Origin of the sequence: Micromonospora sp. NPDC049151 (genome assembly GCF_040648395.1) — a bacterium.
GTDB lineage: Bacteria > Actinomycetota > Actinomycetes > Mycobacteriales > Micromonosporaceae > Micromonospora.
Genome location: NZ_JBEZDP010000015.1, coordinates 74,873 through 93,137, shown reverse-complemented (window position 1 = coordinate 93,137; position 18,265 = coordinate 74,873). Strand labels below are relative to the sequence as shown.

The following is an 18,265-nucleotide window of genomic DNA, read 5'->3' as shown; positions in this document are numbered from 1 at the left end:
CTACCGACAGTCACGGGACCGCCGGACGCGCCCCGGCGATGTGGCGGGATGCATGTGTTAACAGGGGGCCCTTCCTCTACAGGAGGCGTTAAGAAGGGGCCCTTCCTTTCACCGCAGGGCGGCGGGGGCGTGGTCGGGGACGGCGGGGCGCCGCGGCGCGACCGGTGCCACCCGGGTGTACGCCGACCCGGGCGCCGGGCGCGGGTCCGCCTCGCCCTTGTTGGGCCAGTACGACATGGCCCGCTCGGCCTGCGCGGTGATCGTCAGCGACGGGTTGACGCCCAGGTTCGCCGAGACCGCCGCGCCGTCCACCACGTGCAGCCCCGGGTGGCCGTACACCCGGTGCCACGGGTCGACGACCCCCTCGTCCGGGGTGGCGCCGATCACCGCGCCGCCGAGGATGTGCGCGGTCACCGGGATGTTGAACGGCTCGGTGACCGCACCGCCGGGGGTGCCGCCGATCTCCTCGGCGAGCAGCCGGGCCGCCGTGTTGCCGGCCGGGATCCAGGTCGGGTTGGGCTCGCCGTGGCCGGGGCCGGAGACCAGCCGGCCCCTGCGGTAGCGGGTGGTCAGCGAGTTGTCGACCGACTGCATGACGAGCGCGATGACGGTGCGCTCGGACCAGCGGCGTACCGACAGCATCCGTGCCGCCAGCACGGGCTGCCGGACGATGCTGCCCAGCCAGCGCCGGACCCGGTGGGGACCGCCGTCGACGAGCAGCGACTGGAGCAGGCCCATCGCGTTGGAGCCCTTGCCGTAGCGGACCGGCTCGATGTGGGTCTGCGGGTCGGGGTGGAACGAGCTGGTGATCGCCACGCCCTCGGTGAAGTCGAGGCCGCGCCGGCGGGCCGAGCCGGGCGCCACCGAGGCGCCGAGGATGGCCTCGGAGTTGGTCCGGGTCAGCTCGCCCAGCCGGGGCGAGAGCGCCGGCAGCGCGCCGGTCGCCTTCATCTCGTGCAGCAGCCGCTGGGTGCCGAGCGCGCCGGCCGCGAAGACCACCTGGTCGGCGTGGATCACCTCGCGCCGCTTGCGCAGCCACGCGCCGGTGCGCTCGGTGTGCACCGCGTAGCCGCCGGCCGGGTCCGGGCGGACGGCGGTCACGGTGGTCAGCGGGTGCACCCGCACGCCGAGCCGTTCGGCCAGCCAGAGGTAGTTCTTCACCAGCGTGTTCTTGGCGCCGTGCCGGCAGCCGGTCATGCACGACCCGCAGTGGTTGCAGCCGGTGCGCTCCGGCCCGGCCCCGCCGAAGTACGGGTCGGCCACCCGCTCGCCGGGACGCCCGATGTGCACGCCGACCGGCGTCGGGTGGTAGGTGTGCGCCACCCCCATCCGCTCGGCCACCGCGCGGACGGCCTGGTCCGCGCGGGTGTCGATCGGATACGTGGTGACGCCGAGCATCCGCTTCGCCTGGTCGTAGTGGCGGGCCAGCTCGTCGCGCCAGTCGGTGATGTCCCGCCACTGCGGGTCGGTGTAGAACGCGTCCAGCGGCTCGTAGAGCGTGTTCGCGTAGACGAGTGACCCACCGCCGACCCCGGCGCCGGAGAGCACCAGCACGCCGCCCCCGGCCTTGCGGTCGGCCGAGCGCAGCAGCGTGATCCGCTGGAGCCCGAAGCAGCCGAGCCGGGGCGCCCAGAGGAACCGCCGCGCCCGCCAGGAGGTACGGGGGAACTCGTCGTCGGCGAAACGCCGCCCGGCCTCCAGGACCCCTACCGAGTAACCCTTCTCGGCCAGCCGCAGCGCGGTGACGCTGCCGCCGAACCCGGAACCGATGACGACCACGTCGTAGCGCATGGACGCATCATTACCGACCGGTAGCTATAGCGCCAACGAGGCTTTTTCGCACATCATGCAGAGCGCTCGATCGCCGGGATTCCCGCCGTTGCAACCCGTGGGCCCACCTGGCGCGTCGAATCCACGGGGAGGAACGAACGTGACGAGACGACGCCTGCTGGGCCTGGCCGTACTGGTGGCGGCGCTGCTGGTGGCCACCGGAGCGGTGGTGACCACCCGGCTCGTCGCGAACCGTCCCGCCGCACCGGTCGCCGGCCCGACCACCCCACCCCCGACCCCGGCCTCACCCACGCCCGTCCCGACGACCGCCAGCCCGACGCCGCCGCCCGGCGCCGACCTGAAGGGCCCGCTCAACCTGCTGCTCGTCGGCGTCGACACCCGGGTCAGCATCCCCGGCTGGGAACCGCACGCCGACGCCGTGCTGCTGCTGCACGTACCGGCCGGGCTGGACCGGGCGTACCTGTTCTCGCTCCCCCGGGACCTGGTGGTGGACATCCCCGCCTACCCGAAGGCCCGCTACCCGGGCGGCCGGACCAAGCTCACCCACGCGATGAGCTACGGCAGCCGGGTGCCGGGCGACAAGGGCAACCCCAGCACCGCCCAGGGGTACGAGCTGCTGCGCACCACCGTCTCCCGCTACACCGGCCTGCGCATCGACGCCGGCGCGGTGATCACGTTCGGCGGCTTCGACAAGCTGGTGGACACGCTCGGCGGCGTGGACCTCTACGTCGACCAGCGGGTCGAGTCCCGGCACCGCCGCCCGGACGGCACCATGCGGACCCTGAGCGGCGGCGGCTACACCGGGCCGCAGATGGTCTACGAGAAGGGCACCCGGCACCTGACCGGCTGGCAGGCGCTCGACTACGCGCGGCAGCGCTACACCGCGGGCGGCGACTACACCCGCCAGCGGCACCAGCAGCAACTGCTCCGGGCGCTGGCCCGCAAGATCCTCGACCAGGGCACGGCCCGCGATCCGCAGCGGGTCGAGCAGGTGGTGGCCGCGCTGGGCAGGACCCTGGTGTACGCCGGGGACGGCCGGAAACTGATCGACTTCGCGTACGCCCTGGGTGGCCTGCCGACGGACCGGCTCACGCTCGTCGTGCTGCCCGGCGCCGGGGTGGGCAGCGGCGGCGCGTACCGGGGCGAGCAGCTCAGGCCGCTCGGCCGCGACTTCCTCACCGCGCTGCGCGGCGGGCGGGCCGACGCGTTCCTGGCCGCCCACCCGTCGCTGCGCGTGCGGAACTGACGCCCTACAGCGGCTTCGGGGCGGGCGGACGCTCGGTGCCGTACAGCCACGGGTCGAAGACCTTGGCCAGCTTCTTGCCGGAGATCCGCTCGGCCAGCGCCACGAAGTCGGCGGTGGTGGCGTTGCCGTTCTTCCGCTCCGCCGCCCAGGTGCGCAGGACGGCGAAGAAAGCGACGTCGCCCACCGCCACCCGCAGCGCGTGCACTGTCATCCCGCCCCGGTCGTAGACCGAGCTGCTGAACAGGCCGGCCACTCCCGGCTTGCCCGGCGGCGTACGCCACACCGGCCCGCCGGCGTTCGCGTACTTCTGCTCGAACGTGCGCTGCACGGTGGTCGAGCCGACGTGCTCGGCCCACAGCCACTCGGCGTACGTGGCCAGCCCCTCGTTGAGCCAGATGTCCTGCCAGCGCTGGATCGACACGCTGTTGCCGTACCACTGGTGGGCCAGCTCGTGCGCGACCACGCCGGTGTTGTCGCCCCGCTGGAAGAAGCTCGCCGAGTAGACCGGCCGGCTCTGCGTCTCCAGCGCGTACCGGATGCGCTCGTCGGCGATCACCACGCCGCCGTACGCCTCGAACGGGTACGGCCCGAAGACGCTCTCCAGGTAGTCGGCGACCTCGACGGTGCGCGCGATGGACCGGTCCGGCGCGCCCTGCGCCACCTGGGTGGTGACCGCGCTGTAGACCGGCCGTCCCTTGTGCCGCGCGGTGGTGATCCGGAACTTCCCGATCGCCACCATGGTCAGGTAACTGGCCGTCGGCGCGGTCTCCGACCACTTCCAGGTGGTCCAGTCGCCGCTTGTCGTCCTCCCCTTCGGCACGCCGTTGGAGATCGCCGTCAGTCCCTTCGGGACGGTGATCTCCATGTCGTAGGTGGCCTTGTCCGACGGGTGGTCGTTGACCGGGAACCAGGTGCTCGCCGACTCCGGCTGCCCGAGCGCGATCGCCCCGTCGGCGGTGTGCAGCCAGCCGCCCTCGCCCAGCGACTCGGTGCGCAGCGCCTCCGGCCGCCCGTCGTACCGGATCTCGGCGGTGAACCCGTTGCCGGAGGTCAGCCCGACGGCCGGGGTGACCACCAGTTCGTCGGCGGTACGGCTGTGCCGGGCGGCGGCGCCGTCCACTGTCACCGACCGGACGGTCAGCCCGGCCAGGTCCAGGTTGAACGCGGACAGGTCGGCGGTCGCGGTGGCCCGAAGCGTGGTGGTGCCGCTCAGCTTGTCCGTCTCCGGGTCGTAACGCACCTTCACCGTGTAGTGCGCGACGTCGTACCCGCCGTTGCCGTAGCTCGGGAAGTACGGATCGCCGGCGCCGGCCCCGCCCGGCGCGAAGCTGCGCGAGGTCGCCGGCGCGGGGCCGGCCGGGGTCGCGGGACCCGGGTCCGGCTCGGCCGAACCGCAGCCGGCCACCAGCACCGTGCCGCAGACCAGCAACCCGAGCCGTCGTCGTGCGCCGCGCCGCGTCATCGCCTCGATCCCTCCCGGGGCCCGTTCGGCGGCCCCCGCCCACGGGCCGCTCCGACCGCGGCAGCCTACCCAGCGGCGGTCACGCGTTCGTCACGGCAGTCCCGGCGGCGTGCCACCGACCAGCCAGGCGTCGAGCAGCGCCCGCAACGGCCGCCCGGACGTGCGTTCGGCGTACCCGACGAAGTCGGCGGTGGTGACGTTGCCGTCGCGGTGCTGCGCCAGCCAGCCGCGCAGGACGCGGTAGAACGTCTCGTCACCGACCGCGCGGCGCAGCGCGTGCACCGCGAGCGCGCCCCGCTGGTAGACCGCGTCGCCGAACATCCCGGACCGGCCCGGGTCGACTGTGGGCTTCGACCAGTCGGTGTCCGCGTACCGTTCGGCGACGGTCTGCGCCACCGTCCGGCCGCCGTCGTGCTCGGCCCAGAGCCATTCGGCGTACGTGGCGAAGCCCTCGTTGAGCCAGATGTCGCTCCACCGGGCCACCGAGACGCTGTCGCCGAACCACTGGTGGGCCAGCTCGTGCGCGACCACTTCGGTGTTCGGGCGGTCGCCCCGGAAGAAGCCCGGCCCGTAGACCGGCCGGCTCTGCGTCTCCAGCGCGTACCGGATGCGCTCGTCGGCCACCACGATCCCGCCGTACGCCTCGAACGGGTACGGACCGAAGCGCTCGGCCAGGAAGTCGGCGATCTCGCCGGTGCGGGCCACCGACGCGGCGGCCGGCCCGTCCGCGGGCAGCGCCTCGGCGACGGCGGTGACCAGCGGCTTGCCCGCGTGCGTGCCGGTGCTGACCCGGTAGTCGCCGATCACCAGCGTGCTCAGGTAGCTGGCCATCGGCGCGCGCTCCGACCAGCGCCAGGTGGTCCAGCCGCCGGCGCTGGTGCGGCCCTGCGGCACGCCGTTCGCGAGCGCGGCGAGCCCGTCCGGCACGGTGACCGCGAAGTCGTAGGTGGCCTTGTCCGACGGGTGGTCGTTGACCGGGTACCAGGTGCTCGCCGACTCCGGCTGGCCGAGCGCTATCGCGCCGTCCGCTGTGGCGTGGAAGCCGCCGTCGCCGAGTTCGGCGTTCGGCAGCGGTTCCGGCACACCGCCGTACGTCACCTCGACAGTGAGCCGCTTCCCCGACGGCAGCCCGCGCGGCGGGGTGACGATCAGCTCGGCGCCGTCGTGGCGATGCTTCGCCGCCTCCCCGTCCACCCGGACCCGCTCGACGTCCAGCCCGGCCAGGTCGAGCTGGAACCGGGACAGCGCACGGGTGGTGGTGACGGTCAGCGTGGCCGTGCCGGTGAGCTTGTCGCCGGCCGGGTCGTAGCGCACGTCAAGCGCGTAGTGGCCGACGTCGTAGCCACCGTTGCCGGCCCCCGGCACGTACGGGTCACCGGCGTCCGCCGCGCCCGGCCGGAACCCGCCCTCGTCGCCGCCCCCGGTGCACCCGCTCAGCGCGAGCGCCGCCGCCAGCCCCGCCGCCCAGACCCGCCCGCGTCTCACCCGGCGAGCCTAGACGCGCGACGGCGCGGGCAGGGCCGGAACACGTCCGCGCCGCCGCCCGCGCCGCCGCGCGGTGCTCAGTGGTGCTCGGTGGTGCTCAGCGGTCGAGGACCAGCCCGACCTTCTGGAACTCCTTCAGGTCGCGGTAGCCGCACTTGGCCATCGCGCGGCGCAGGCCGCCGAAGAGGTTGAGCTGGCCGTCCGGCTCGTCGGCCGGGCCGAACAGCAGCTTCTCCATCGAGCCGAGCGGCTCGCCGGCCACCTCGAACGCGCCACGGGGCAGCGACGGGTGGCTGGCCGCGGAGTGCCACCAGGCACCGCCGGCCGGGGCCTCCTCGCAGAGCGACAGCGGCTCGCCGAGCATCACCGCGTCCGCGCCGCAGCCGAGCGCCTTGGCGATGTCGCCGGACGTCTGCATGTCGCCGTCGGCAATCAGGTGCACGTACCGGCCGCCGGTCTCGTCCAGGTAGTCGCGGCGGGCCGCCGCGGCGTCGGCGATGGCGGTGGCCATCGGTACCCGGATGCCGAGCACCGACTCGGTGGTCGACCAGTCGTCGCCGCCGATGCCCACGATCACGCCGGCCGCGCCGGTACGCATCAGGTGCAGCGCGGTCTTGTAGTCGGTGCAGCCGCCGACGACGACAGGCAGGTCCAGGTCGGCGATGAACTCCTTGAGGTTCAGCGGCTCGTCGGTGGTGGAGACGTGCTCGGCCGAGACGAGCGTGCCCTGGATGACCAGGATGTCCACCCCGGCGTCGAGGATCACCGGGGCCAGCGCCAGGGTGTGCTGCGGGGAGACCCGCACCGCCACCGTGCTGCCGCCCTCACGCAGCTCACGCACCCGCTCGGCGATCAGGTCGGGGCGGATCGGCTCGGCGTAGACCTCCTGGAGGCGCTTGGTCGCCCGCGCGTCCTCGCCGAGACCGGCCAGCTCCTCCAGGATCTTCGCCGGGTTCTCGTACCGGGTCCAGAGGCCCTCGACGTTCAGGACGCCGAGGCCGCCGAGCTGGCCGAGCCGGACCGCCGAGGCGGGGCTCATGGTCGCGTCCGAGGGGTGCGCGACGCACGGGATGCCGAACTGGTACGCGTCGAGCTGCCACCCGGTGGAGACGTCGTCGACGTCCCGGGTGCGGCGGCTCGGCACGATGGCGATGTCGTCCAGGTGGTAACCGCGCTGCGCGGTCTTGCCCAGCCCGATCTCGACCACGTCACGCATGGGGGACTCCAGGTGGTTTGGGGGTGGTGGGTCAGCGGGAGTGGTAGTTGGGCGCCTCGACGGTCATCTGGATGTCGTGCGGGTGGCTCTCCTTGAGCCCGGCCGCGGTGATCCGGATGAGCTGGCCACGCCGGTGCAGCTCCGGGATGCTCTCCGCGCCGACGTAGCCCATCGCGGCGCGCAGCCCGCCGGTGAGCTGGTGGGCGACGGCGGACAGCGGCCCCCGGTAGGGCACCTGGCCCTCGACGCCCTCCGGGACCAGCTTGTCCTCGGCGAGCACGTCCTGCTGGAAGTAGCGGTCCTTGGAGTAGGACTTGGCCTGGCCGCGCGACTGCATCGCGCCGAGCGAGCCCATCCCCCGGTACGCCTTGTACTGCTTGCCGTTGATGAAGATCAGCTCGCCGGGGCTCTCCTCGCAGCCCGCGAGCAGGCTGCCGAGCATCACCGTGTCGGCGCCGGCCACGAGCGCCTTGGCGATGTCGCCGGAGTATTGGATGCCGCCGTCGCCGATCACCGGCACGCCGGCCGGGCGGGCGGCGCGGGCCGCCTCCATGATCGCGGTGATCTGCGGTACGCCCACACCGGCCACGATCCGGGTGGTGCAGATGGCGCCCGGGCCGACGCCCACCTTCACACCGTCGGCGCCGGCCTCGACGAGCGCCTTCGCGCCCGCGTACGTGGCGATGTTGCCGCCCACGATGTCGATGCTCACGTCCCGCTTGAGCCGGGCCACCATCTCCAGCACGGCCCGCTGGTGGCCGTGCGCGGTGTCCACGATGACGACGTCCACGCCGGCGTCGACGAGCGCGCGGGCCCGCTTGTAGCCGTCCTCGCCCACGCCGACCGCGGCGGCGACCCGCAGCCGGCCCGCGTCGTCCTTGGTGGCGTTCGGGTACTGCTCGCTCTTGGTGAAGTCCTTCACCGTGATCAGGCCGCGCAGCTTGCCGCCCGCGTCCACGATCGGCAGCTTCTCGATCTTGTGCTGGCGCAGCAGGCCGAGCGCGTCGTCCTTGCTCACGCCGACCGGGGCGGTGATCAGCGGCGTACGGGTCATGATCTCGCGCACCGGCGTGGCCGGGTCGGAGACGAACCGCATGTCGCGGTTGGTGACGATGCCGACGAGCTGGCCCTCCCCGTCCACCACCGGGACGCCGGAGATGCGGTAGCGCCCGCAGAGCGCGTCGACCTCGCGCAGCGTGTCGTCCGGGCTGGCGGTCACCGGGTTGGTGATCATGCCGGACTCGGAACGCTTCACCAGGTCGACCTGGAGCGCCTGGTCGTCGACCGAGAGGTTGCGGTGCAGCACGCCGATGCCGCCCTGGCGGGCCATGGCGATGGCCATCCGCGCCTCGGTGACCGTGTCCATCGCGCTGGACAGCAGCGGCACGGTCAGCTCGATGTTGCGGGTGAGGCGGGTGCGGGTGTTGACGCGGCTGGGCACGACGTCCGACTCGCCCGGCTGGAGCAGCACGTCGTCGAAGGTCAGCCCGAGCGGCACCACCCGGGCCGAACCGGCCGGCAGCTCGGGCAGATGGCCACCCAGCTCCCCGCCGTCGGTGCCGGCCGGGATCTCGGTGCTGGGCGAATTCTCCACGATTGCTCCCCTGAGCTGGTCGAACGGGCTGCAGCGAGGCGGCGCGCGGGGGCACCGGCAGGCGCCTGGTGACGGCGCGTCGCCTCATCGTACCCACCTACCCGTCCCGGCCCGGGCAGCGGCGGGCCCCAGGGTAGGCCGGGCCACAGCACGGGCTGGGGGGGCTTTCCGGCGGCTCGGGGTCTACGGTGAGGGGGTGCACGACGAGCCCATCGACCCGTTCAACGGCGACCCGGCCGATCCGGCTGCCGGCCTGCACGATCCCGGCGACGACGACGCGCTCGACCCGCTGACCGAGGTCGAGCGCCAGGACGTGCTGGAGGATCTCGCCGATCTGGAGATCTACCAGGCGTTGCTCCAGCCGATCGGCGTGCGCGGCCTGGTGATCGAGTGCGAGGACTGCCGCGAGCCGCACTACTTCGACTGGGACCTGCTCCGCGGCAACCTGCGCCACCTGCTCAACTCGGGGCGTCCCCGGGTGCACGAGCCGGCCTACGACCCGGATCCGGATCACTACGTGAGCTGGGACTACGCCCGTGGCTACGCCGACGGCGTGCACGACACGCTCACCGAGGGCACCGACGAGTCCACCGAGGGCTGAGCGCCGCCGTCCGGGCGGTCAGGCCACCAGGCCGGCCCGGAAGCCGGCGGCCACGGCGTGCGCCCGGTCGCGCGCGCCGAGCTTGCGGAACAGCCGCCGGGCGTGCGTCTTGACCGTGTCCTCGGAGACGAACAGCTCCCGCCCGATCTCCGCGTTGCTCTTGCCCTCGGCCATGCCGAGCAGCACCTGAAGCTCCCGCTCGGTGAGCCCGATCGCGCTGCGCGGCGTCCGCGCCGGCCGCTGGGCCGCACCCGGCCGGGACGCGTCCGCGCCGTCGGCCGCCGCGGGGTCGTCCGGGTCCTCACCCCGTTGCACGGGCACCACGGTGGGCAGGCCCGCCGCGTCCACCGGCGCCGTCGCCGGCCAGCCGGGCCCACCCGGGGTACGCCCCGGCGCCGCCGACCGGGTCGGGCCGCCCACCGCCGCCGCGTCCCGGGCGGTGTCCGCCACCCGGTGCCTGTTGCTCCGGCCGGGGGCGGAGAGCAGCAGCAGCGCCTTTGCCACCGCGCTGGTCAGGTCGTGGTCGGCGTTCTGGATCAGACCCCGCGCTCCGGCGCTGATGGTGGCCGCCGCCGCCTCCGACTCCTCGGCGCCGAGCAGCAGCACCGCCGCCTGCGGGGCGCGAGCGAGCACCCGCCTGACGAAGCCGGCGCTGTCCGGGCGGGTCAGCGCGGTGTCGGCGAGCACCACGTCCACCGGACGCTCGGCGAGCCGCAACATCACCTCCGGGTCGGAGACGGCCGTCCGGACGACGCCGGACAGCCCGAGCCGCGCCGCCGCGGAGGTCAGATGCTGGGCCGCCAATGGTGTCCGAACGCACACAAGAACACTACGCACAGTGGTCTCCTCTCCGACTCAGAGCAGACCATGCGGAGGTGGGCTCGGGAGGGGGTTCCGGGCAATCATCCGAACTTTTCCGACAGATGGGGCATATGACGCCGACTGTCCGAGCTTTTCGATCACAGATGTGTGAGGCGCGGACCGCTCGGGTACCGAGGGGTTCATCCGGAACCGGCATCCCGCGCGGACCGCCGCCCGGTAGCTGGCCACGAACATTCTCCGCGGTGCCGCGCGGGAGGAGGGGTGCTGATGTCGAACGTACGTAGGCTGCCTGGACCGATCGACGAGCTCTGGGACTGGCAGCGGCTCGGGGCCTGCCGTGGCCGCGACAGCGCGCAGTTCTTCCACCCGGACGGCGAGCGCGGCTCCTCCCGGATGCGCCGCGAGATGGGCGCGAAGTCCGTCTGCCGCGCCTGCCCGGTACGCGCCGAGTGCGCCGCCCACGCGCTCTCCGTCCGCGAGCCGTACGGCGTCTGGGGCGGGTTCAGCGAGTCGGAGCGGCTGCGGCTGCTCGCGCTCGGCTGGGAGGACCTGGCCGACCGCCGCCAGACCAAGGTGGACATCCCCCGGCTGGAGGCTCGCCTCGGCCGGCCGCACAACACCGCCGTGCCGGACCAGCGCAAGGTCGCCTGACCCGGATCACGATCCCCGACGCCGCGCCCCGGACCCCGGGGCGCGGCGTCGTCTCGTCCCGCCCGCCTCAAACGCGTCTCACATATCAAGACACCCGTAGATCTTGGAGGATTCGGGCCCCTATGAGGGCCAATTGCTTCCAAGATCTCCTTCGGGGGTGGCGGTGGTGGTCAGGTGACGGTGACCTTGACGGTGTGCCAGCCGGTCGCGCCGTCCGGGGCGACCGGGGCGCGCTGCTCCGTCTGGGTCTCGCCCGTCGTGTCCGTCGCCCGCACCTGGAGCGTGTGCTCCCCCGGCGTCGCGTTCCACCGCCAGGACCACTGCACCCAGGTGTCCGCAGACACCGCCGGCGCCAGCGTCGCCTCCTGCCAGGGGCCGCCGTCCACGCGTACCTCGACGCGGCCGATGCCGCGGTGCTGCGCCCACGCCACACCGGCAACTGTCACCGGGCCGACCGCCGGGCGGCTGCGGGGCCGGGGCGTGTCGATCCGGGACTGCGTCTTGACCGGGCCCTGCGCGGACCAGCCGCGCGGCACCCAGTACGCGTCGAAGTCGGCGAAGCTGGTCAGCTCCAGCTCGGTCACCCACTTACAGGCCGAGACGTACCCGTAGAGGCCGGGCACCACCATCCGCACCGGGAAGCCGTGCTGGATCGGCAGCGGCTCGCCGTTCATGCCGACCGCGAGCAGCGCGTCCCGCCCGTCGCGCAGCACCGAGGTGGGCGTGCCGCAGGTCCAGCCGTCCACCGAGCGGCCCACCACCTGGTCCGCGCCGTCCTCCGGGCCGGCCTCGTCGAGCAGTTCCCTGATCGGTACGCCGAGCCAGCGCGCGTTGCCGATCAGGTCGCCGCCCACCTCGTTGGAGACGCAGGCGAGCGTCACGTACCGCTCCACCATCGGGCGGGCCAGCAGGTCGTCGAAGCTCAGCTCGATCGGGTTGCGCACCCGCCCGTGGACGCGCAGCCGCCAGGTGACCGGGTCGACCTGCGGCACCACGAGCGCCGTGTCGATCCGGTAGAACTCGCGGTTCGGCGTGACGTACGGCGCGAGCCGGGGCAGCGACAGGTCGGCTCCGGCCGGCACCTGCGGGGCGGGCGCGGCAGGGGCGGGCAGCGTCACCGCCTCCCGGGCCGCCGACACGCCGCGCCGGCCGGCCAGCCAGTGCCCGCCCAGCCCGGCCACCGCAGCCGCGCCGGTGAGCAGCCCGGCACCGCGCAGGAACCGCCGCCGCGACTCCGCGTCGTCGTCGTGCCGCACCGGCTCCCAGCCACCCGGGGTCCCCGCTTCGCGGGCGAGCGCGGCGACCGCCGGAGGCGGCGCGGACGGCGGCGTGGCGCGAGGTACAGGCACCCGGTCGCCCTCCGCCGGCTCGCCCCCGTCGCGTTCCGCCGGTCCGGTCCCGGCCCGGTCGCGACGCGCGGCGTCGGACCGGTCGCGTCCCGGTCGCTTCCGATCCGCCGGTTCGGCGCCCAGCGGACCGGCCACGAACGCCCAGAGGGTCAGCGCGCCCAGGCCGCCGCCGACCAGGGAGGGCAGCGCGTCGAACGCGTCCGCGCCGGCCCGGGTCAGCGCGGCGGCGGCGCCGAGCACGGCGAACGCGGCGATGCCGGCCAGGCCGGTCACCAGCCGCCGGGCCGCCGCCAGGCCGAGCAGCGCCCCGAACGCGGCGAGCAGCAGCGCCGTCCCGACCAGCAGGGCGATCTTGTCGTACGTGCCGAAGACGTCGATGGCGAACTGCTTGAGCGGCTCGGGCACCAGGTCGACGACGAGTCCGCCGACGGCGACGAGCGGAGCGGACCGGGGGCCGGTCAGGACCGCCACGGGTTCGGCGGCGCCGAGTGCCACCACTGCGGCGACGACACCGGCCGACGCCGCCCGGCGGCGGGAGAGGGTGCTCACGGCACCCAGTCTGATCGACCCGCCGGTGCGGCTGCCAATTCCGTCAGCGTTCCGTAAGGACATACGCGTCAGGGCACACCACCTGTCGGTGGTGTGCCCTGACGTCGGGGCGTACTGCTCGGGTCAGAAGCCCGGGCCGTGCTGGTGGCCGTGGCCGTGCGAGTGGCCGTGCCCACCGGCGGCCGGCTCCGGCTCGGCCGGCTTCTCCACCACGAGGCTCTCGGTGGTGAGCAGCAGGCCGGCGATCGAGGCGGCGTTGCTGACCGCGTTGCGGGTCACCTTCACCGGGTCGATGATGCCGGACTTGGCCAGGTCGACGTACTCGCCGGTGGCGGCGTCGAGGCCGTGGCCCCAGTCCTGGCCGACGACCTTCTGCACCACGACGTAGCCGTCGTGGCCGGCGTTCTGGGCGATCCAGCGCAGCGGCTCGACCAGCGACTTGCGCACGATCGAGACGCCGACCTTCTCGTCACCGGTGAAGCCCAGGTCGTCGTCGAGCGCCGGCAGGATCTGGGCCAGGGCGGCGCCGCCACCCGGGACCGTGCCCTCCTCGACCGCGGCCTTGGTCGCGGCGATGGCGTCCTCGATGCGGTGCTTGCGCTCCTTCATCTCGACCTCGGTGGCCGCGCCGACCTTGATCACGGCGATGCCGCCGGAGAGCTTCGCCAGCCGCTCGGCCAGCTTCTCCCGGTCCCACTCGGAGTCGGAGGCCTCGATCTCCTTGCGGATCTGCGCGACCCGGTCGGCGACCTCGGCGGCCTGGCCGCCACCGTCGACGACTGTGGTGTTCTCCTTGTCGACCACGACGCGCCGGGCGGTGCCGAGCACCTCCAGGCCGACCTGGTCGAGCTTGTAGCCCAGCTCCGGGGCGACCAGCTCGGCGCCGGTCAGGATCGCCATGTCCTGGAGCATCGCCTTGCGGCGGTCACCGAAGCCGGGGGCCTTGACCGCGCAGACCTTGACGGTCTTGCGCAGCGCGTTGACCACGAGCGTCGACAGGGCCTGGCCCTCGACGTCCTCGGCGACGATGAGCAGCGGCTTGTTGTTCTGGAGGACCTTCTCCAGCAGCGGCAGCAGCTCCTCGATCGCCGAGATCTTCTGGGTGGTGATCAGGATGTACGGGTCCTCCAGGACCGCCTCCTGCGCCTCCAGGTCGGTGACGAAGTTCGGGGAGATGAAGCCCTTGTCGAACTGGAGACCCTCGGTCACCTCCAGCTCGGTGGTGAGCGCGGAGCCCTCCTCGACGGTGATGACGCCGTCGCGGCCGACCTTCTCCATCGCCTCGGCGATCAGCTCGCCGATCGCGGCGTCCTGCGCGGAGACGGTGGCGACGTGCGCGATCGACTCCTTGCTGGAGACCTCGACGGCCTTGCCGAGCAGCGCCTCGGAGACCTTGGCGGCCGCCGCGTCGATGCCCCGCTTCAGACCGGTCGGGTTGGTGCCGGCGGCCACGTTGCGCAGGCCCTCGCGGACCATGGCCTGGGCCAGCACGGTGGCGGTGGTGGTCCCGTCGCCGGCGACGTCGTTGGTCTTGGTCGCCACCTCCTTGACCAGCTGCGCGCCGAGGTTCTCGTACGGGTTGGTGAGCTCGATCTCCTTGGCGATGGTCACGCCGTCGTTGGTGATCGTGGGCGCACCGAACTTCTTGTCCAGGACGACGTTGCGCCCGCGCGGGCCGAGGGTGACCTTCACCGCGTCCGCGAGGGCGTTGACACCGTGCTCGAGCAGGTGCCGGGCATCGTCCGAGAAGCTGAGGATCTTCGCCATCAGTATCCCTTCGAAGCGACGTTGCCCCGGCCCGGCGAGCCGGACCGGGGCAACGACACTGATCGGTTGCTTACTTCTCGATGACCGCGAGGACGTCGCGGGCGGAGAGCACCAGGTACTCCTCGCCGGCGTACTTGACCTCGGTGCCGCCGTACTTCGAGTAGAGGACGGTGTCGCCGACCTTCACGTCGATCGGCACGCGGTTGCCCTTGTCGTCGATCCGGCCCGGGCCGACAGCGCGGACGGTGCCCTCCTGCGGCTTCTCCTTGGCGGTGTCGGGGATCACGATGCCCGAGGCGGTGGTGGTCTCGGCCTCGTTCGCCTGGACCACGATGCGGTCCTCGAGCGGCTTGATCGCAACCTTGGTCGCGGTAGTCACGGGCATACCCTCCCGGGTACTTGGTGTCGTTGCCGGCCGGCATGCCGACCAGCGTCAATCTGCCACATGCCACCGGGCGGGGCCGTCGTCGCGGGTGCCGGTCCGCCTGGCGCTCAACCCCCGGGCACGAGGCTCGGGCGTTGGCACCCTCAGGGTGAGAGTGCTAATCGCAGGTTATTCCTCGGCTAGCACTCCGTCAAGGAGAGTGCCAACGCGTCGCCCTCCGTGTCGCGCCGGAACCGGCCCGGGAGAATGGGCGCGTGGATCTCGACCAGCTCGCCGTGCTGCGTACCCCCGAGGGGTCGGCGGCGCTCGCCGCGGCCGGGCGGGTGGCCGGCGGCGACCCGCTGGCGGCGGCGGCCGCGCTGCGCTCGGCCGGGATCCCGGGCGACCTCGCCGCCGCCGCGCTCACCCAGGCGGAGCTGCGCCGCCGGGCGGCGGGCAAGTTCGGCCCGGCCGCCGCCGGGATGTTCCTCACCCGGGCGGGACTGGAGCAGGCCACCCGCCGCGCGGTCGCCGACCGGCGGGCCGCGCGGCTGCGGGCCGCGGGCGTGACCACGCTCGCCGACCTGGGGTGCGGCCTGGGCGCCGACGCGCTCGCCGCGGGCCGCGCCGGCATCCGGGTGTACGCGGTGGAGGCCGATCCGCTGACTGCCGCGATGGCCGCCGCGAACGCCGAGGCGGCCGGGCTCGCCGGCCTGGTGACTGTCGAGTGCGGCGACGCCACGGCCTTCGACGTGACGGGTGTCGACGCCGTGTTCTGCGATCCGGCGCGGCGGCGGGCCGGCACCGGGCGGCGCGTGTTCGACCCGAACGCCTACTCGCCACCGTGGGACTTCGTCACCGGCCTGGCCGCGCGGGTGCCGCGCACAGTGGTCAAGGTGGCGCCCGGGCTGGACCACGCGCTGATCCCGGCCGGCGCCGAGGCGGAGTGGGTGAGCGTGGACGGCGACCTGGTCGAGGCGGCGCTGTGGTGCGGCGAGCTGGCCGGCGTCCCCCGCCGAGCCACCCTGCTGCGCGAGAAGGAAGGGCCCCTTCTTAACGCCTCCGGTAGTAAAAGGGTCCCTTCCTATCACCTCACCGGCACCGGCGCGGCCGAGGCGGAGGTGGGGCCGGTCCGGCGCTTCCTGTACGACCCGGACCCGGCGGTGGTCCGCGCCCACCTGGTCGCCGAGCTGGCCACCGACCTGGACGCCACGCTCGCCGACCCGTCGATCGCCTACCTGTACGCCGACGAGGCCCGGCCCACCCCGTTCGCCCGCTGTATGGAGATCACCGACGTGCTGCCGTTCTCGTTGAAGCGGCTGCGCGCCCTGCTGCGGGAGCGGCGGGTCGGCCGGGTGGAGATCCGCAAGCGCGGGTCGGCGCTGGAGCCGGAGAAGCTGCGCCGTGACCTGCGGCTGTCCGGCGACGAGGCGGCCGGCCTGACGCTGACCCGGGTCGCGGGCAACCCCACAGTGCTCGTCTGCCGGCCGGTTCCGGCCGGCGGCTGACCCGGCACGCGGTTTCGGCTCGCGCCCGGTCCCCGGCCGGGCTAGCTTGAGCCGGTGGCTGGCCCTGGCACTCCGGCGATCGCGTTGCTGAGCAAGCGGAAGATCGCGCACAGCACCCACACCTACGACGTCTCGCCGGACGCGCCGAACTACGGCGCGCTCGTCGCCGCCGCGCTCGGGGTGGCGCCGGAGCGGGTGTTCAAGTCGCTCGTCACCGAGGTCGACGGCGGGCTGACCGTGGCGGTGGTGCCGGTGACCGGTGAGCTGGACCTGAAGGCGCTCGCCGCCGCGGCCGGCGGCAAGCGGGCGACGATGGCGGACCGGGCCGTGGCCGAGCGGGCGACCGGATACGTGCGCGGCGGGATCAGCCCGCTCGCGCAGCGCAAGCGGCTACCGACGGTCATCGACGCCTCCGCGCTGGCGCACCCGACGGTGTACGTCTCGGCGGGGCGGCGCGGCCTCCAGGTGCAGCTCGCGCCGACGGATCTGGTGGCGCTCACCGGGGCGGCGACGGCATCGATCGCCGCCGTCTGAGCGGGCGCGTGACGGTGCGTGTGGGAGCGTTCCCGGTGCACCCCTCCCGGCGGTGTCTCGCGGGTGACAACCGCGTTGCTGAATTGTTACCGCCGCCAACAAACTTCTGACCTCGGCAGTCTTGCGGCGCATGGGTGACGGGGAATACGTTGCCGGGCACAACAAAACATCACCACTCCCCCACCTCCGAAAGGACCCTGCACATGCGCAAGGGCTTCCTCACCTTCGCGGCCGTCGGTCTCCTCGCGACCGGCAGCATGGCCGCCTGCGGCGACGACGGCGGCTCCTCGAACGAGGCCGGCGGCTCCAACGCCAAGAAGCCGAAGATCGGCGTGATCCTGCCGGACAGCAAGTCCTCCGCCCGCTGGGAGGGCGCGGACCGCAAGTACCTGGAGGCGGCGTTCAAGGCCGCCGGCGTCGACTACACGATCCAGAACGCCCAGGGCGACAAGTCCGCCTTCTCCACCATCGCCGACGGCATGCTGACCAGCGGCGTCACCGCGCTCATGATCGTCAACCTGGACTCCGGCACCGGCAAGGCCGTGCTGGAGAAGGCCAAGTCGCAGGGCGTGGCCACTATCGACTACGACCGGCTGACGCTGGGCGGCTCGGCCCAGTACTACGTCAGCTTCGACAACGAGGCGGTCGGCAAGCTCCAGGGCGAGGGATTGAGCAAGTGCCTCACCGACAAGGGCGCGCAGAAGCCGAAGATCGCCTACCTGAACGGCTCCCAGACCGACAACAACGCCACCCTGTTCAAGAACGGCTACGACTCGATCCTCAAGCCGAAGTTCGACGCGGGTGAGTACACGAAGGGCCCGGACCAGAACGTCCCGGACTGGGACAACGCGCAGGCCGGCGTGATCTTCGAGCAGATGCTCACCCAGGAGAAGGGCAAGATCGACGGCGTCCTGGCCGCCAACGACGGCCTGGGCAACGCGGCCATCTCCGTACTGAAGAAGAACCAGCTCAACGGCAAGGTGCCGGTGACCGGCCAGGACGCCACGGTCCAGGGCCTGCAGAACATCCTCGCCGGTGACCAGTGCATGACCGTCTACAAGGCGGTCAAGAAGGAGGCGGACGCCGCCGCCGACCTGGCCATCGCACTCGCCAAGGGCGAGCGCAAGGACACCGGCCAGACGGTCAAGGACCCGGAGGGCAAGCGGGACGTCCCGTCCGTGCTGCTGGAGCCCAAGGCCATCTACAAGGACAACGTCAAGGACGTGGTGGCCGACGGCTACGTCACCAAGGAAGAGCTCTGCACCGGCGCCTTCGCCAAGCTCTGCACCGACGCCGGCGTGAGCTGACCCAGCTGACCCACCCGGC

At 73.1% G+C, this 18,265-nt stretch carries 15 protein-coding genes; 6 read left to right on the top strand and 9 right to left on the bottom strand.

Annotated features, from left to right (window positions below):
- Positions 1 to 108: 108 nt before the first annotated feature.
- Positions 109 to 1,791, bottom strand: coding sequence for a GMC family oxidoreductase (locus tag AB0B20_RS18800; protein ID WP_357388866.1), 1,683 nt, complete (start codon positions 1,789 to 1,791; stop codon positions 109 to 111).
- 139 nt (positions 1,792 to 1,930) lie between these two features.
- On the opposite strand from AB0B20_RS18800, the gene AB0B20_RS18795 reads away from it, so the two are divergent.
- Positions 1,931 to 3,037 (top strand): LCP family protein, encoded by a 1,107-nt coding sequence (locus AB0B20_RS18795; protein ID WP_357471984.1) that lies wholly within the window; start codon positions 1,931 to 1,933, stop codon positions 3,035 to 3,037.
- Between the two features lie 4 nt (positions 3,038 to 3,041).
- On the opposite strand, the gene AB0B20_RS18790 is transcribed toward AB0B20_RS18795, so the two are convergent.
- From AB0B20_RS18790 to guaB, 4 genes are all read right to left on the bottom strand, one after another.
- Positions 3,042 to 4,499: a M1 family metallopeptidase gene (locus AB0B20_RS18790; protein ID WP_357388870.1), complete on the bottom strand. Its 1,458-nt coding sequence runs from the start codon at positions 4,497 to 4,499 to the stop codon at positions 3,042 to 3,044.
- Between the two features lie 90 nt (positions 4,500 to 4,589).
- Positions 4,590 to 5,984: a M1 family metallopeptidase gene (locus AB0B20_RS18785; RefSeq protein ID WP_357471981.1), complete on the bottom strand. Its 1,395-nt coding sequence runs from the start codon at positions 5,982 to 5,984 to the stop codon at positions 4,590 to 4,592.
- Positions 5,985 to 6,081: 97 nt separating this feature from the next.
- Entirely contained in the window at positions 6,082 to 7,200 is a 1,119-nt protein-coding gene (locus AB0B20_RS18780; protein ID WP_357388874.1) for a GuaB3 family IMP dehydrogenase-related protein, read from the bottom strand.
- Between the two features lie 31 nt (positions 7,201 to 7,231).
- Positions 7,232 to 8,794, bottom strand: a complete 1,563-nt coding sequence (guaB, locus tag AB0B20_RS18775) for an IMP dehydrogenase (RefSeq protein ID WP_357388876.1) — start codon at positions 8,792 to 8,794, stop codon at positions 7,232 to 7,234.
- A 196-nt stretch (positions 8,795 to 8,990) separates the two neighbouring features.
- Here guaB and AB0B20_RS18770 point away from each other — a divergent pair, with 196 nt between their 5' ends.
- A complete protein-coding gene (locus AB0B20_RS18770) occupies positions 8,991 to 9,395 on the top strand; it encodes a DUF5319 domain-containing protein (RefSeq protein WP_357471978.1) in 405 nt (134 codons plus the stop codon).
- 18 nt (positions 9,396 to 9,413) lie between these two features.
- Here the strand turns inward: AB0B20_RS18770 and AB0B20_RS18765 are convergent, their stop codons facing one another.
- Positions 9,414 to 10,232: a response regulator transcription factor gene (locus tag AB0B20_RS18765; RefSeq protein WP_357388880.1), complete on the bottom strand. Its 819-nt coding sequence runs from the start codon at positions 10,230 to 10,232 to the stop codon at positions 9,414 to 9,416.
- 252 nt (positions 10,233 to 10,484) lie between these two features.
- Here AB0B20_RS18765 and AB0B20_RS18760 point away from each other — a divergent pair, with 252 nt between their 5' ends.
- Positions 10,485 to 10,868 (top strand): WhiB family transcriptional regulator, encoded by a 384-nt coding sequence (locus tag AB0B20_RS18760; RefSeq protein WP_357388882.1) that lies wholly within the window; start codon positions 10,485 to 10,487, stop codon positions 10,866 to 10,868.
- Between the two features lie 170 nt (positions 10,869 to 11,038).
- Here the strand turns inward: AB0B20_RS18760 and AB0B20_RS18755 are convergent, their stop codons facing one another.
- The 3 genes from AB0B20_RS18755 to groES all read right to left on the bottom strand — a co-directional run bounded on the left by AB0B20_RS18755 (position 11,039) and on the right by groES (position 14,918).
- A complete protein-coding gene (locus AB0B20_RS18755; RefSeq protein WP_357471975.1) occupies positions 11,039 to 12,766 on the bottom strand; it encodes a molybdopterin-dependent oxidoreductase in 1,728 nt (575 codons plus the stop codon).
- A 123-nt stretch (positions 12,767 to 12,889) separates the two neighbouring features.
- A complete protein-coding gene (groL, locus tag AB0B20_RS18750) occupies positions 12,890 to 14,533 on the bottom strand; it encodes a chaperonin GroEL (RefSeq protein WP_318335674.1) in 1,644 nt (547 codons plus the stop codon).
- Between the two features lie 70 nt (positions 14,534 to 14,603).
- Entirely contained in the window at positions 14,604 to 14,918 is a 315-nt protein-coding gene (gene groES, locus AB0B20_RS18745) for a co-chaperone GroES (protein ID WP_357471972.1), read from the bottom strand.
- 254 nt (positions 14,919 to 15,172) lie between these two features.
- Between groES and AB0B20_RS18740 the strand changes: the two genes are divergently transcribed.
- From AB0B20_RS18740 to AB0B20_RS18730, 3 genes are all read left to right on the top strand, one after another.
- Positions 15,173 to 16,405, top strand: coding sequence for a class I SAM-dependent methyltransferase (locus AB0B20_RS18740; protein WP_357471969.1), 1,233 nt, complete (start codon positions 15,173 to 15,175; stop codon positions 16,403 to 16,405).
- 54 nt (positions 16,406 to 16,459) lie between these two features.
- Positions 16,460 to 16,939, top strand: coding sequence for a Cys-tRNA(Pro) deacylase (gene ybaK / locus AB0B20_RS18735; RefSeq protein WP_357389069.1), 480 nt, complete (start codon positions 16,460 to 16,462; stop codon positions 16,937 to 16,939).
- Between the two features lie 203 nt (positions 16,940 to 17,142).
- Entirely contained in the window at positions 17,143 to 18,246 is a 1,104-nt protein-coding gene (locus tag AB0B20_RS18730; RefSeq protein ID WP_357389067.1) for a substrate-binding domain-containing protein, read from the top strand.
- Positions 18,247 to 18,265 lie beyond the last annotated feature (19 nt).